Below are 11,878 nucleotides of genomic sequence, written 5' to 3' on the forward strand. Positions count from 1 at the left end.
GCTTTCCGACCGGCATCAGCGCGACACCCGCACGCAGCTCGGCTACCGTGATCGCGGACAGGTAGAGCGTTTCCAGCGCTTGCGCGTCGAGCCAGTCAAGGACACGCGCATGAGGCTCCCGGCGCTGTGTTTCCGAAATCACGTTCGTATCGAGCAGGATCATTCGAAGCGCGCTGCGCGGGCTGGGGACTGGATGCGCGCGTTCTCGAAGAGGGCGACTTCTTCATCCGTCAGACCACCCGTCTCGCGAGCCATAGAGGCCAGAAACGAGCCAAGTTTCACGCGTCCCTCCGGCTTGGCTGCCCGCTCCAGAATGTCGCGGATCTCCGCCTCGGTGCTGCGGCCATGATGGGCGGCTTGGATGCGGAGAGCCCGATGCACCTCATCGGGCAGATTTCTTACGTTCACGTTGGCCATTTGATATATCTCCATCAAAGTCTATCAATGCACTCATTGTATAGATATGACATCAAGGCGCAAGCTGCCAGCGATGCCCAGGACGTGCCTAAAAAGTAGCAGGAATATCACTTATACGCCGGAAAGTGGCCCGCCGCTTGGACAAAGCCCTGGCTTGAAGTTTTTGAATCGCTGGCCCATAGTGACCACCGGTGACTACTTTCATGTCCAGAGGGCTTCATCATGTTGACGATCAATCTCAAAGACGCCAAGGCCAAGTTTTCCAGCATGGTAAATGAGGCCATGAATGGCGAGGTGGTCACCATCACCCGACACGGTAAACCGGTTGCCGCATTGGTCTCCGTGGGTGTTGCAGAAGCGATTCGGAAATCAATGCAATCAAAACCGCCTGGGCTTGTGCACTACCTCAAAACTTTTCCGGGTGATTCGCCCATTGAGCGCAACCCGCTGCCGTCACGCCCCGTAGAGTTGTGATGGGTTTTTTGCTCGACACGGATGTTATTTCCATGCTCTCGCCGGGTGTTTTTAGACAGCAAAGGCGCTACAGCGAAGGCGGCTGATCTCAGAATATGGCTTTTGGGCTTGATGGCGAATTATGGAGATAAAATCCTTGGGTTGGATGCCAAAGGTGCTGTATTGTCTGGTCGTCTGGAAGCCTTATCCTTGGCTGCGGGTCATCATCCGGGCATGGCGGATGCGGTGATTGCTGGCATCGCCAAGGTTAATCATCTTGTTGTGATTACGCGCAATACTCGGCATTTCTTGTCATTCGGTATTGAGGCGGCCACTCCGGATCAGGCCGTTTTATTATTCAAACCCGAACAGGGTCAGAGTATTAGCTTGGTTACCTAACCTTATGAGTGTATGCGAGTTTTTTACCTTTTCTGCGACCTTGTCTGTTTTGTTTATTGCGGGTGCCGGGTCAAACGTCCGCTGCAACGATTTGTTAGCTGCGGGCTTCACGCTCGCGCCCTTCTCGAACAGCGCTGACAATTTCGTCTCGGCTGAGATTCAACTTCACGCCCTTGACGTCCAGAGGAGACAGAGATTTCTGAACCGGGCGGATGAGGAATGCGCGACCATCTCGACGTGTGATTTTCACCGCCCCTTCAAGTTGGGCTGAATCGAGTACGGTCGAGAACTTTTGACGAGCTTCAGAGAATGTGTAGACCTTCATGAGCTAGACCTCCAGGATTTTGATACTCAAGGACTCAGCCACCTGTTTAAGAGGTTGGTCAAGGGTAAGCAGTGGTGAATGGGATTGCATGGCGCACACCAGCAAGTAGGCGTCGTATGCGTAGATGCGATGCTTGGATACAAGAGCCAAAGCTTGATTCAGATTCACCTCAACCAGCTTGATGGAAATCTCAGAATAGGCATCCAGGCATGCTGTGGCCTGCTTCAATGTCGTACGACCACGTTTGATCATGGCCGAAAAGGCATTGCCCATTTCCCAGTGAACGGAACTCGGCGCGATCAAATTACGACCTGCTGTGAGCTCCAATGCCCGATTTCGGCCTGGTTCATATGTGACAACCGCGATGAGTACTGATGTATCGATGGTGATGAGCATGTCTTGCAGTCCATGCACCTGTACAATTGCACCATTGTATCAGGTCTTGCTCCAAGCAGCTAACATTTCCTTGAGCAAGGTCAGCATGTGAGTACGGTCAGAGATATTGATGGTTTTAGAAGTGCTGATGGTCACATAGCGTGAGAGGGTGCGCAGTCAACTCCCCGCCGTTCCAGGGCGGGGAGAAGGTTAAGCCACGGCGCTCAAGGACAGGTGAATTTCCACATCGTCCCAAGGCACAAAAATCTGCTGATCTTCCGTTTTGTCGATAAGGTGGTGCTCTGTGAGTTTCTGAACATCGGTATGCACGTTGCTGTAGTTCCTGTTCAACTGCCTGGCTAGCGCGTAGATGGACTGTGGGCCATTCTTTTTGAGATGTTTCAGCAGCACCAACCGCGCTGGCGTAAGCTCACGAAAAAGCTGTACAGAATCGGAAAAACTCAGGTGATAATCTGCTTCCGGTAGAATCTCTGCACGGTCCAGTTTTTGGGCAATTTCCCGCAGCTCGGCTACCGTGATCGCGGACAGATAGAGTGTTTCCAGCGCTTGCGCGTCGAGCCAGTCATGGACACGCGCATGAGGCTCCCGGCGTTGTGTTTCCGAAATCACGTTCGTATCGAGCAGGATCATTCGAAGCGCGCTGCACGAGCTGGGGACTGGATGCGCGCGCTCTCGGATACCACTGGCAGACCGAATGCCTCGGCGGCACGACATTGGCTTGAAGTTAAAGTGCCTCGGCGCAGAAGGTGACTGGTGTGACGATGCGCGTGCGGCCGATGTTACCGCGTCGGAGCAGACCGGCGCGATGGTCACCAGTCACGAGGTAATCAGCATTACCAGCCAGAGACATTGCTAACAAAAAGGTATCATCCGGATCGTCGGCCTCGATATCTTTCGGTAGCGGCGGCAGCGTGTTGAGCACAAGGGCGCGCTGAATGTTGTTTATCATGGTGCCAATGCGATGTGCAGGCAGGATGGTCTTGATCTTCGGGTAACGGCTCACCCGGCGCAGTTCATCGAGCTGCGCTGCACCTGTCACCAGTTCAAAACGTGCCGCAAGCCAAGCGCGATAAATGATGTCTGGAGGGCTGTGCGACGAGATCAGTGCGGCCAGCAGCACGTTAGTGTCGAGGACGACCCGCATCAGTGTTTACGCGCCCACTGTACCGCCTCGTCGATAAGGGCATTCAGTTCTGTCTCGTCCATACTCGCCGTGGCAGCTTTGGCTTGCTCGACAGCCCGCTCAAAAAGATAGGCGCGGACTGCCTCCTCAATGAAACGCGATAGGTCGCCCTTGCGACCGCCGCCCTGCGCGGCAATAAACATACGCACGGACTGATCTATTTCCGGCGATACGGCGATATTCCAGCGTACGGTATTCATAAAGCCCTCCAAAAAGTGTTTATGTACATAAGTGTTTATACGCTCAGGTCGGCGTGTCTGCAATGCAATCAAAACCGCCTGGGCTTGTGCACTATCTCAAAACTTTTCCGGGTGATCCGCCCATATTATTCAAACCCGAGCAGTGCCAGAGTATTAGCCTGGTTACCTAAGCCTTATGAGTGTATGCGAGTTTTTTGCCTTTTCTGCGACCTTGTCTGTTTTGGTTATTGCGGGTGCCGGTCAAACGTCCGCTGCAACGATTTGTTAGCTGCGGGCTTCACGCTCGCGCCCTTCTGTGGCGCGGAAGCGCTGCGCCTGAATGGCCAAACTGGATTCGACGATGACAAAGTAGCGACCTGTGTCTAAAATGGCATCAAATGATGCTGTAATGAGGTTTCTCAAATGCGAACGACCGTTAATCTGGATGATGACCTCCTTGTGCAGGCCAAAAATCTTTCTGGTGTGGAAGAACGGGGCGCGTTGCTGAAAGAAGCTTTGCGTGCCTTGATTGAGCGCGAAAGCGCCCGACGCCTGGCGCGACTGGGTGGAACGGAATCGCAATTACAGGATATTCCGCGTAGACGAGAGCCAGCCGCTTGATTCTGGTGGATACTTCAGTCTGGATTGACTTTTTTCGCGCTGGAGACCGGGAGCTCGCTGTATTGTTAAACCGGGGCGCGGTGCAGGTTCATGATTTTGTGATCGGTGAAATTGCCTGCGGAAATCTCAAAAACCGGCAACAGACCCTCTATCTCTTATCTTGCTTGCCCCGATCCACAAACAGCTCGGCTGAGGAGACGCTTTTTTTCATTGAGCGGCATAATTTAATGGGGCGCGGAATTGGGTATGTAGATGCCAGTATTTTGGCCTCTGCCGCGCTCACTCAAAGCGATTTATGGTCCCGCGATAAACGCCTCATGCAAATAGCTGGTGAGCTGGGTTGTGCTTATGTTTCTGGTTTATCTGCATAAACAGGATTCGTGCCACAGTGGCCGGCAAAGTAATTCATTGAGGGCATTTGTATATTATCGCTTGCGGGCGTACAGTTTTTGCTTGTGTATGTACGGCTATTCCACTGGGGCATTTTGAGACCCGCTATTTTCGGGACTACGTTTGGATTGTCGGGCACATCGGCTGGGATTATCAGACCGATCTGGAGGGGTTTTTGCCATGGATAGAGCAGGGCAGTTTGTTTTTGCTCCATAGTGCCCGCTACCTCCCCGAAAATCCTGCCCCACTGGCAGGATCTGCTCTGGCGGATCGGGAAGTGAGGGCTACGGCGAAAGCGTCAGCTTGGACATTACCAGTGATATACAGGGTGTGATGTTTTAAGATAAAAGAACCATAACGTGAAACTTCAGACAAATAGCGGTCAAACCTCTCAAACCATACTCGCATCGCCTTAGAATTGTTTCAGAAATGTTACATTCATGACAAAAAATTGGCGGGCTGAATAGCGTCGAACCAGCTTGTTCACACGTTTTTTTATGTTAAACTTATACACAAATATCAAAATATTTAAGGCGATAATTATGCGGTGTAGCAATTATTTTTTATGCCTAAAATGCGGCTTATTGCTGCTATGCGCTTTATTTCTCCCGTTGTCAGCTTTCGCGAGTACCTTACCCGGCGTAGGATTTTACTACGGCTCCGGCCCCGCGCCCGGGGCCTTTCATGATTTCAACTGGGTAGTCGTCAACCCTGGGAGTCAACGCCTGCCTGCTGATTTTAGTAAAAATCAGCAGGTTTTTGCATATGTCAGCATCGGCGAGACCACACCAGGTGATGCCCGCTATCAAAACCTGCCTGACCATTGTGCCATAGGCACCAATCCCAACTGGGGAGGCAAAATTATCAACCTTGCTCATGCCAATTGCCGCAGTTATTTATTGAATCAGGTTATTGATCCTATCTGGCAGCAGGGTTACCACGCTTTTTTTATGGATACGCTGGACTCTTTCAGGCTGGTCGACAAAAGCGCCGCCGCTCAGAAAGAGCAGGAAGCGGGGCTCGTACAACTCATTAAAGCCATCAAAGCAGCGCATCCCGATGTACAACTCATTGCCAATCGTGGCTTTTCGGTGCTTCCCGAAATTCATCAGGATCTCGTTGGTGTTGTTGCGGAATCCTTGTTAAAGCAGTGGAATCAAGGCACAAGAACTTACACATCCGTGCCCGATAGCGACCAAAAGGCCCTGATTGCAGAACTTAGAAAAGTCCAGGGGTATGGGCTTCCCGCCATAGTCATCGACTACATGCCGCCCAAACTCAATCGCCAGGGTTGGTGGAAAGATGCCCAAAAGATTCAGTCATTGGGCTTTGTCCCTTATGTCACGGATTCCGGACTGACGGCGGTTGGCGCAGGATTACGCGAACCCATGCCCCGTCATGTGCTGATCATGTACAACAGCACCGACCCCGAACAGTACAGTTCTGCCTTTGCCAATGGTGCCATGCCTCTGGAATACCTCGGTTACATACCCCGTTTTCAGCGTCTGTCCGGGCCATTGCCTGCTAAACCGCGCGCTGGAGAATATGCTGGCGTCATTCTGTGGAGTGATGGTGAACCGGTTAAGGATGTCGCCGGAATTTCTCACTGGCTCGATGAAGCCAGGGCACAGGGTATTCCTGTTTTGTTGATCGGTGATTTTCAGGACGCACTGGATGCCAAAACCTATATGGACCTTGGTATGAACCAGCCGACAAGCCGCGAAGTAGGCTCTCTGAGTATTGCGTTCCAAAATAAAAATATGAGCCATGAAATGCCGGTCACGGCTAATCCTCGGGACTTTATACAAATAACAGCTCCCTCCGACAGCAAAATCTGGCTGACCTTGAAAAGTTCTGCGGGTGACAACGAGGATGCGGCGGCGATCACGCCCTGGGGTGGCTATGTGTTATCGCCCTACATACTGACGACGCTTCCCAATAAGGACACCCGCTGGTTGGTAAATCCCTTCCAATTATATCGCGAGGCATTTCGTTTGCCGGAAATGCCGGTGCCGGATACCACCACAGAAAGTGGACGACGACTGTTCATGGCCCACGCAGATGGTGATGGTTTTGTAAGCCGCGCGCAATTTCCGCCATACCATATTGCTGGTGAGGTTTACATGCACCGGATTCTGGAAAAGTACAAACTGCCCTTTACCGGCTCTGTCATTGTAGGCGATTTACTGCCGGGGAATCGGGGGCTGTATCCGGCCCTGGCCCCCTTGGGCAGCAAAGTGGCCCAGGAAGTTTTCCGGCTGCCCTATGTCGAAATAGGCTCACATATGTGGTCTCACCCTTTCGACTGGCCTGCCATTGAAGCCGGAAAGGATTATCCTGGTATCAACCTGCCAGTTCCTGGTTACAAATTCAGTCCTTATATGGAAGCTGTTGGCGCTGCCAAATGGATTGATAAACATTTGGCCCCACCGGATAAAAAAGTCGTCATTGACCAGTGGTCCGGTGACTGCGAACCGGATGCCCAGGTAGTGGGTCTGGCTTATAAAGCCGGGTTGATGAATATCAATGGTGGTGAAAGCACCATCAGTAAAAAAAATCCGAGTATTACAGCCGTACCCCCCATCGGCATTTTTCGGGGAAAATGGCTGCAGGTGTTTGCCCCGGATGCCAATGAAGACTATTTCACCAACCAGTGGCACGGACCCTACTGGGGCTTCGAAAACGTCATCCAGACTTTTGAAATGACCAACAAACCACGCCGGCTGAAACCCATAGACATATACACGCACTGGTATTCAGCCACCAAGCTGGCTTCTATTTCTGCTTTGGACAAGGTTTACCAATGGGTTCTGACGCAATCCATCACGCCAATTTACGTGGCTGATTATGGACATATTGCCAATAACTTTTTCACCATTCATCTGGCTCGCGAAGGCAAAGGTTTCTGGATTGGCGGAGCAGAAGACCTGCGGGAATTACGCATGCCCACCGGCCTGGGAACCCCGGAAATTGCCCATAGCCAGGGAATAGCTGGATATAATCCAAGTCCCAATGGCAATATTTACGTTCATATGGATGGGAGTTCGTCCGTTTATCTTGCGTTAGGCCAAAGCCCGAAACCTTTCCCTTATATCATCAGCGCTAACGCACCCATTGCAGCATTTACCGCTGAAAACAGGGGGTTTACCGCCAAACTGAAGGGCTATGTACCCGTACAGGTACAAATGGGAAATGTGCAAAACTGCCGCGCCAGCATGAACAGGCAGACAACAGCCATTCCTGCCAACGGGCAATTGCAAAGCACTGCGCATGACGTCACTCTGCATGTCTCCTGCTCTCAATAAACCGCAACTTCCGGCGCAGTACGTACTGCGTCCGGCCAGTATTTTTATTTTTATTGTCGTGGTTTTGGCCGTGATTCTGGCTATTGCCTGGAGTTATGGCTGGAACGGTAAGCTGGACTTCAAAAACTCATCCGCCAATGACAAAGCACGTATCCAGAGTGCAGAGCTTTTGCTGCAAAGCGGCCAGTATCAAGCGGCATCCCAACAATTGAAACCCATTCTTGGTCGTCCCCAGGATCCGGTTTACCGTCAGGCGCAACACATGCAATGGAAAATTGACTGGACCAATGCCATGGCCCGGCCCCCGCATTCTGCAGCCAGGGCAAAGGCCCAAACTGCGCTTGCCCTACACCTGGATCAATTACTTAAGGAAGGCCATTGGTCTGCCAAAGATTATGCGCATTTTGCCATTGATGCCCAAATGATCGGGGCTTATGACCAGAGCGCAGAAGCGTGGTTGGCCGTAGCCAGAGAAAATCCGGAAGCCGCCACGCAAGCTATGAATTCGGCGGCAGCTGCGTGGACCGCAAATGGTAAAAGTGTCAAAGCAGGACAACTGCTTCTGCAAATGGCATTGCACAGCAGGCAGACTTCCTTGCAAAAAGATTATTTTATCCGTGGCCTGGCCCTGATTCAGGGCGGCGGTGGTGCCAGACTGGCCCTGGTTCAGGGTGAAAAAACCTTGTCAGGACTGCCCCAACTCGCAAAAGAACCCGATATTGTTTTGATCATGGCGCGTCTGGCCTTGTCTGCTGGACAACCCGGACTCGCCGCCCAATGGTTAAAAGCGCAACTCGAAAGTCCAGCACAGAATCATCGTCCATGACCACGTCAAAGCTGCTGCTGGGGATAATTTTGCTGGCTACAGGAATCGCGGCGCAGGCTCAGGATTCTGCAGCGGCGACACCATGGTGGAAAGCTCCGGGCAGTCTCGCCGCCGACGATGCAAAGTGGCGAGCGGAATATACTCAACAAAAGGATGTTGCGGACGCTTTTGCCGCCAGTCTGGCGCAAAGCATAAAGACGGGGAAAGGCATGGGATATCTGGACCAGGGGGGTGTTTCTCCTTCCTGGTACAAGCCCCCCCTGCTTGTTCAACCGTTTCCAGGAAGCTTTTCCTCCAGACTCTATGATTTGGCTTATAGTGCCTTCCTGCAAAGCCGTCAGCTAGACGAGGCCTATCGCCTGGCTTATACCGCAGTACTGCAGGTGCCGGAAAACATCCTCTGGCGGCAAAGGCTCATTCAGGTCGGCACCTGGCTGGGACAAAGGGAAATGGTTTTGCAGCAATGGCAATGGATGGCGCAGCGCGAGGTGCCGGGGGCTCGTGCTGCAGCGGTCAGGTTGGCGGCTGCACTATCCCGGCCGGATATTGTCATCCAGTTGCTTTCACCATTGGCCAGAGCCGGACAACTCAGTGATGCTGACTGGAAAACCCTGATTTATGCTTACGGGCAGTTGAGTGAACCGGATAAGGCCATTACCGATATCAATCAGTCGCTGCAACGTACGGGCTCCAATCGGTTCTTGTTGGAGCAGAAAGCCTATCTCAGTTATCAACGGGGCGAAATAGCGCAGAGTCTGGCGGCTCTGCAAGACGTCGAAAAACATTTCCAGGCTACTCCCGACATAGCCGTACAGGAAGCCCGCCTGTTCTCCATGCAGGGGAAATATGCGGAAGCTTTTGCTGCCATGGACCGGGTACGCAGCAAAGCCAGTCTGAATAATGTCCCGTTTTGGCATTTACTGGCTGTTCTTGCCTGGGAAATCCATGATCACGAAGCGGCCTTTGATGCCGAGAAAAAACTGTACCTGCTGGGTGCCGCCAGTCAATATGACTTGCAACGCTTGATCATACTGGTCGGCTCGAAAAATCCAGAAGCGGCCCTGGTTGTTGCCCAGCGGGGCTGGAAAAAATATCAATTTCCCTACTTTTATTTTGAGAGCCTGACCTATGCAGGTCAGGCGCATAAATGGAAAACACTGGAGCAACTTTTACAGTCAATTCCTGCCCATGACCCTCAGGGACTACGCTCTTATGCCACTTATTGGCTGGCTATGGGTCAGTGGGCCAATGCCGTGGAAAATTATCCTGCAGCAGAATGGGCGTATACTGAAGCGTTACGTCTGAATCCAGAGGATGAAATCGCCAAAAACAATCTGCTCTGGATGCTGGTCGATTCTGGAAATGTCCACGCATTGCGGGCTTTATTGGCGGGCGACGTCCTGCAGGCACCAGAGAGTCTTCGGAACGTGACACAAAATGCACTGGAGCGCCTGGGACACAACACAGCAGCCTTGTTCCTCGCCCGGCAAAATTTGCCATCGTCTCAACCCAACAGCCTTCGGCTCCTCAATGAGGCCTCTCTTTGGGAGTCGGCTGGCAGTCCCGGCATCGCCTGGTCATTACGGCAAAACGTCATCGCTGACAGCCTGTCCAGTCTTCAGAAAAACCACGGGCAAGGGGTTACGCCACATGAATAAACGTCAACTGCCAGCCCATTCAAAAATCGCCCTGACTTCATTCAAATTTCTGATTGCCAGCGGTTCTCTGGTTTTCAGCGTAAAAGTGCTGGCCGACACTCAAATGCTGTCCCGCCCCCCGAAGCAACCCACTGCTCCAAGCAAAATCGCTCCTCAAAAAATCAATAGCCAGGACGACGCCCTCCATACCCTGGCATCAGCACTGGCTGCATCGCCCAAAGAAGGCAATCAGACACAGGCCATTCTTCTGGCTGCGGCTGATCGTGGCGATTATCTGCCCGCCATTTCCTGGAGTCTGGCGCAAAAATATTGGAGTTTAGCGGAGATTCTGGTCGAAAATAATCCCGGGCTTACGCCCTCCTGGGTGCGTCTCAGTCTGGCTTTACATAAAAAAGACCTAAGCACCATCCAGACCCTGCTGGACCATCCGGCTGATTTACCGCCAAAGGAAATGTTTCAGGCTGAAGAAGATTTGGGGCGCCCGCGTCAGGCACAATCCCTGGCTATTAAAGCCCTGCAGGTGAATCCCTTTGACCGGGAATTGCGGCGTATGTATGTGGACAGCCTGGCCCATACGGCCAGTTATGCAGGTATTCAGGGGAGCTGGCAAAGCTTCAATGGTCTGCAACTTTATGGACCGGAGCTTAACGCCCGCATTCATACTTCGCCGTTTTGGGGCATACAGATCCAGAGCCAGAACTTATGGCAGAACGCAAATAGCGACACACAGCTGATTACCACCCCGCGACTGCAAAATCGCACTGATGTAGGCGTTTTTTGGGATAGTCGCCGTTGGCAGGGAGATCTCCGTGTTGGCGAATACCGGGGGCTGCAAAACAACTGGACCAGCAAGCTGGCAGCAAGCTGGCAAATGACCAGCAGCACCAGCCTTTCAACGCGCCTGGCTTATCACTCCCAGACTTTCCAGAGCCCGGCTTTGGCTGTTGCCGGCATGGCCAATCGTGCAGAAATGCAACTTGCTCAGACCTTCAATGCATGGACGGCCAATGCCGCTCTTGGTTGGAATCAGTATCTTGGCCAGGATGGTATTCAGCAGGGCACTGATACCTATGGTGAATTGGGCGCATTCTGGCGCAGCAACCTTGGACCCTGGGAATTTCATGTCGGCCCATTTGCGGATTATCACGCACTTCAGCGTCGCGCAGCCCCCGAGGGCGTAATTGCCCGGGCGCTTTCCACAGATGCCCGCAATATGGACAGCATCCTGCCCGGAAGTTATGCCGATTATGGTGTGCGCCTGCAATGGGGAGCGCTGGAGCAGAATTTACATCCCGGCTGGACACCCAATCTGCAACTCAGCGTCTATGACAACTCCCGATTCGGCTTTCAATATCAACTGAACGCCGGGGTCAGTACATCGGTAATAGGGCCAGATCGCCTCAGCCTGGAGTTTTCCCAGGGACAAGGGGGGAATGGTCTGGCATTGAATCAGCGTATTTTCGCTTTAAATTATCGTTTTTATTTTTAATATGATCTGTTGAGGGAGAAAAAATATGTTAAAAACAAAAGGAATCTGGATTCCCATTTTGGCATTCATACTCAGCGGTTGCGCAGGGATGAACGTCCAGTCGGCTAAACCCGTTGCGCTGAGCAAAGGGGCGGCCTGGACGGTATTGCCCTTTGCCAACAACACGGAAACTCCGTTGGCCAATGAACGTGCGGCAGCACTGGCAGCGGGTATTTTACAAAGTGACAATCAGCGCCT

General features: G+C 52.4%; 17 protein-coding genes and 1 pseudogene. 10 read left to right on the forward strand and 8 right to left on the reverse strand.

All coding sequences use genetic code 11. The features are described 5' to 3' along the window. Both AC2VLY_RS08220 and AC2VLY_RS08225 read right to left on the reverse strand, forming a co-directional pair. Nucleotides 1–163 (reverse strand): PIN domain-containing protein (locus AC2VLY_RS08220; RefSeq protein ID WP_486922081.1); only part of this gene is annotated, 163 nt, incomplete at its 3' end. Then, the gene (locus tag AC2VLY_RS08225; protein WP_486922074.1) at nucleotides 160–417 is read right to left on the reverse strand and encodes a FitA-like ribbon-helix-helix domain-containing protein; all 258 of its coding nucleotides are present in this window, start codon (nucleotides 415–417) and stop codon (nucleotides 160–162) included. The genes AC2VLY_RS08225 and AC2VLY_RS08220, both read right to left, overlap by 4 nt. A gap of 222 nt (nucleotides 418–639) precedes the next feature. Here AC2VLY_RS08225 and AC2VLY_RS08230 point away from each other — a divergent pair, with 222 nt between their 5' ends. Beyond that, the gene (locus AC2VLY_RS08230) at nucleotides 640–891 is read left to right on the forward strand and encodes a type II toxin-antitoxin system Phd/YefM family antitoxin (RefSeq protein WP_486922075.1); all 252 of its coding nucleotides are present in this window, start codon (nucleotides 640–642) and stop codon (nucleotides 889–891) included. A gap of 111 nt (nucleotides 892–1,002) precedes the next feature. Continuing rightward, the gene (locus tag AC2VLY_RS08235) at nucleotides 1,003–1,269 is read left to right on the forward strand and encodes a PIN domain-containing protein (RefSeq protein ID WP_486922076.1); all 267 of its coding nucleotides are present in this window, start codon (nucleotides 1,003–1,005) and stop codon (nucleotides 1,267–1,269) included. 94 nt (nucleotides 1,270–1,363) lie between these two features. Here the strand turns inward: AC2VLY_RS08235 and AC2VLY_RS08240 are convergent, their stop codons facing one another. The 6 genes from AC2VLY_RS08240 to AC2VLY_RS08265 all read right to left on the reverse strand — a co-directional run bounded on the left by AC2VLY_RS08240 (nucleotide 1,364) and on the right by AC2VLY_RS08265 (nucleotide 3,775). Next, on the reverse strand, nucleotides 1,364–1,594 hold the full coding sequence (locus tag AC2VLY_RS08240; protein WP_010639844.1) for a type II toxin-antitoxin system Phd/YefM family antitoxin: 231 nt from the start codon (nucleotides 1,592–1,594) through the stop codon (nucleotides 1,364–1,366). Between the two features lie 3 nt (nucleotides 1,595–1,597). Further along, on the reverse strand, nucleotides 1,598–1,990 hold the full coding sequence (locus tag AC2VLY_RS08245) for a type II toxin-antitoxin system VapC family toxin (protein WP_486922077.1): 393 nt from the start codon (nucleotides 1,988–1,990) through the stop codon (nucleotides 1,598–1,600). Nucleotides 1,991–2,179: 189 nt separating this feature from the next. Further along, on the reverse strand, nucleotides 2,180–2,620 hold the full coding sequence (locus AC2VLY_RS08250; protein ID WP_486891658.1) for an HVO_A0114 family putative DNA-binding protein: 441 nt from the start codon (nucleotides 2,618–2,620) through the stop codon (nucleotides 2,180–2,182). A 94-nt stretch (nucleotides 2,621–2,714) separates the two neighbouring features. Continuing rightward, entirely contained in the window at nucleotides 2,715–3,134 is a 420-nt protein-coding gene (locus AC2VLY_RS08255) for a putative toxin-antitoxin system toxin component, PIN family (RefSeq protein ID WP_486922078.1), read from the reverse strand. Continuing rightward, nucleotides 3,134–3,373 (reverse strand): ribbon-helix-helix domain-containing protein, encoded by a 240-nt coding sequence (locus AC2VLY_RS08260; RefSeq protein ID WP_193651838.1) that lies wholly within the window; start codon nucleotides 3,371–3,373, stop codon nucleotides 3,134–3,136. Before AC2VLY_RS08260 ends, AC2VLY_RS08255 begins: the two co-directional genes overlap by 1 nt. Nucleotides 3,374–3,637: 264 nt before the next feature. Further along, on the reverse strand, nucleotides 3,638–3,775 hold the full coding sequence (locus tag AC2VLY_RS08265; RefSeq protein ID WP_486893732.1) for a hypothetical protein: 138 nt from the start codon (nucleotides 3,773–3,775) through the stop codon (nucleotides 3,638–3,640). On the opposite strand from AC2VLY_RS08265, the gene AC2VLY_RS08270 reads away from it, so the two are divergent. From AC2VLY_RS08270 to AC2VLY_RS08305, 8 genes and pseudogenes are all read left to right on the forward strand, one after another. Further along, nucleotides 3,776–3,973, forward strand: coding sequence for a type II toxin-antitoxin system VapB family antitoxin (locus AC2VLY_RS08270; protein WP_193651839.1), 198 nt, complete (start codon nucleotides 3,776–3,778; stop codon nucleotides 3,971–3,973). It abuts the gene before it with no gap. Between the two features lie 5 nt (nucleotides 3,974–3,978). Next, the gene (locus AC2VLY_RS08275; protein WP_486893761.1) at nucleotides 3,979–4,344 is read left to right on the forward strand and encodes a type II toxin-antitoxin system VapC family toxin; all 366 of its coding nucleotides are present in this window, start codon (nucleotides 3,979–3,981) and stop codon (nucleotides 4,342–4,344) included. Between the two features lie 47 nt (nucleotides 4,345–4,391). Continuing rightward, on the forward strand, nucleotides 4,392–4,697 hold the full coding sequence (locus AC2VLY_RS08280) for a hypothetical protein (protein WP_486893733.1): 306 nt from the start codon (nucleotides 4,392–4,394) through the stop codon (nucleotides 4,695–4,697). 277 nt (nucleotides 4,698–4,974) lie between these two features. Next, nucleotides 4,975–7,668, forward strand: a complete 2,694-nt coding sequence (locus tag AC2VLY_RS08285) for a bifunctional glycoside hydrolase/polysaccharide deacetylase family protein (protein WP_486893735.1) — start codon at nucleotides 4,975–4,977, stop codon at nucleotides 7,666–7,668. Then, nucleotides 7,649–8,494: a hypothetical protein gene (locus AC2VLY_RS08290; protein ID WP_486922079.1), complete on the forward strand. Its 846-nt coding sequence runs from the start codon at nucleotides 7,649–7,651 to the stop codon at nucleotides 8,492–8,494. Before AC2VLY_RS08285 ends, AC2VLY_RS08290 begins: the two co-directional genes overlap by 20 nt. Further along, complete coding sequence (locus AC2VLY_RS08295) at nucleotides 8,491–10,152, forward strand: tetratricopeptide repeat protein (RefSeq protein ID WP_486893739.1); 1,662 nt, start codon at nucleotides 8,491–8,493, stop codon at nucleotides 10,150–10,152. Before AC2VLY_RS08290 ends, AC2VLY_RS08295 begins: the two co-directional genes overlap by 4 nt. Beyond that, nucleotides 10,145–11,641, forward strand: a complete 1,497-nt coding sequence (locus AC2VLY_RS08300) for a hypothetical protein (protein ID WP_486922080.1) — start codon at nucleotides 10,145–10,147, stop codon at nucleotides 11,639–11,641. The genes AC2VLY_RS08295 and AC2VLY_RS08300 overlap by 8 nt, the downstream gene beginning before the upstream one ends. Before the next feature lie 25 nt (nucleotides 11,642–11,666). Further along, a pseudogene (locus AC2VLY_RS08305) lies at nucleotides 11,667–11,878 on the forward strand (hypothetical protein); the annotation flags it as partial.

This window comes from Acidithiobacillus sp. TH-A36 (assembly GCF_057473445.1).

Coding starts and splice junctions, on each gene's coding strand:
- AC2VLY_RS08225 (WP_486922074.1), bottom strand. CDS start 417: ATGGCCAACGTGAACGTAAGAAATCTGCCCGATGAGGTGCATCGGGCT.
- AC2VLY_RS08230 (WP_486922075.1), top strand. CDS start 640: ATGTTGACGATCAATCTCAAAGACGCCAAGGCCAAGTTTTCCAGCATG.
- AC2VLY_RS08235 (WP_486922076.1), top strand. CDS start 1,003: ATGGCGAATTATGGAGATAAAATCCTTGGGTTGGATGCCAAAGGTGCT.
- AC2VLY_RS08240 (WP_010639844.1), bottom strand. CDS start 1,594: ATGAAGGTCTACACATTCTCTGAAGCTCGTCAAAAGTTCTCGACCGTA.
- AC2VLY_RS08245 (WP_486922077.1), bottom strand. CDS start 1,990: ATGCTCATCACCATCGATACATCAGTACTCATCGCGGTTGTCACATAT.
- AC2VLY_RS08250 (WP_486891658.1), bottom strand. CDS start 2,620: ATGATCCTGCTCGATACGAACGTGATTTCGGAAACACAACGCCGGGAG.
- AC2VLY_RS08255 (WP_486922078.1), bottom strand. CDS start 3,134: ATGCGGGTCGTCCTCGACACTAACGTGCTGCTGGCCGCACTGATCTCG.
- AC2VLY_RS08260 (WP_193651838.1), bottom strand. CDS start 3,373: ATGAATACCGTACGCTGGAATATCGCCGTATCGCCGGAAATAGATCAG.
- AC2VLY_RS08270 (WP_193651839.1), top strand. CDS start 3,776: ATGCGAACGACCGTTAATCTGGATGATGACCTCCTTGTGCAGGCCAAA.
- AC2VLY_RS08290 (WP_486922079.1), top strand. CDS start 7,649: ATGTCTCCTGCTCTCAATAAACCGCAACTTCCGGCGCAGTACGTACTG.
- AC2VLY_RS08295 (WP_486893739.1), top strand. CDS start 8,491: ATGACCACGTCAAAGCTGCTGCTGGGGATAATTTTGCTGGCTACAGGA.
- AC2VLY_RS08300 (WP_486922080.1), top strand. CDS start 10,145: ATGAATAAACGTCAACTGCCAGCCCATTCAAAAATCGCCCTGACTTCA.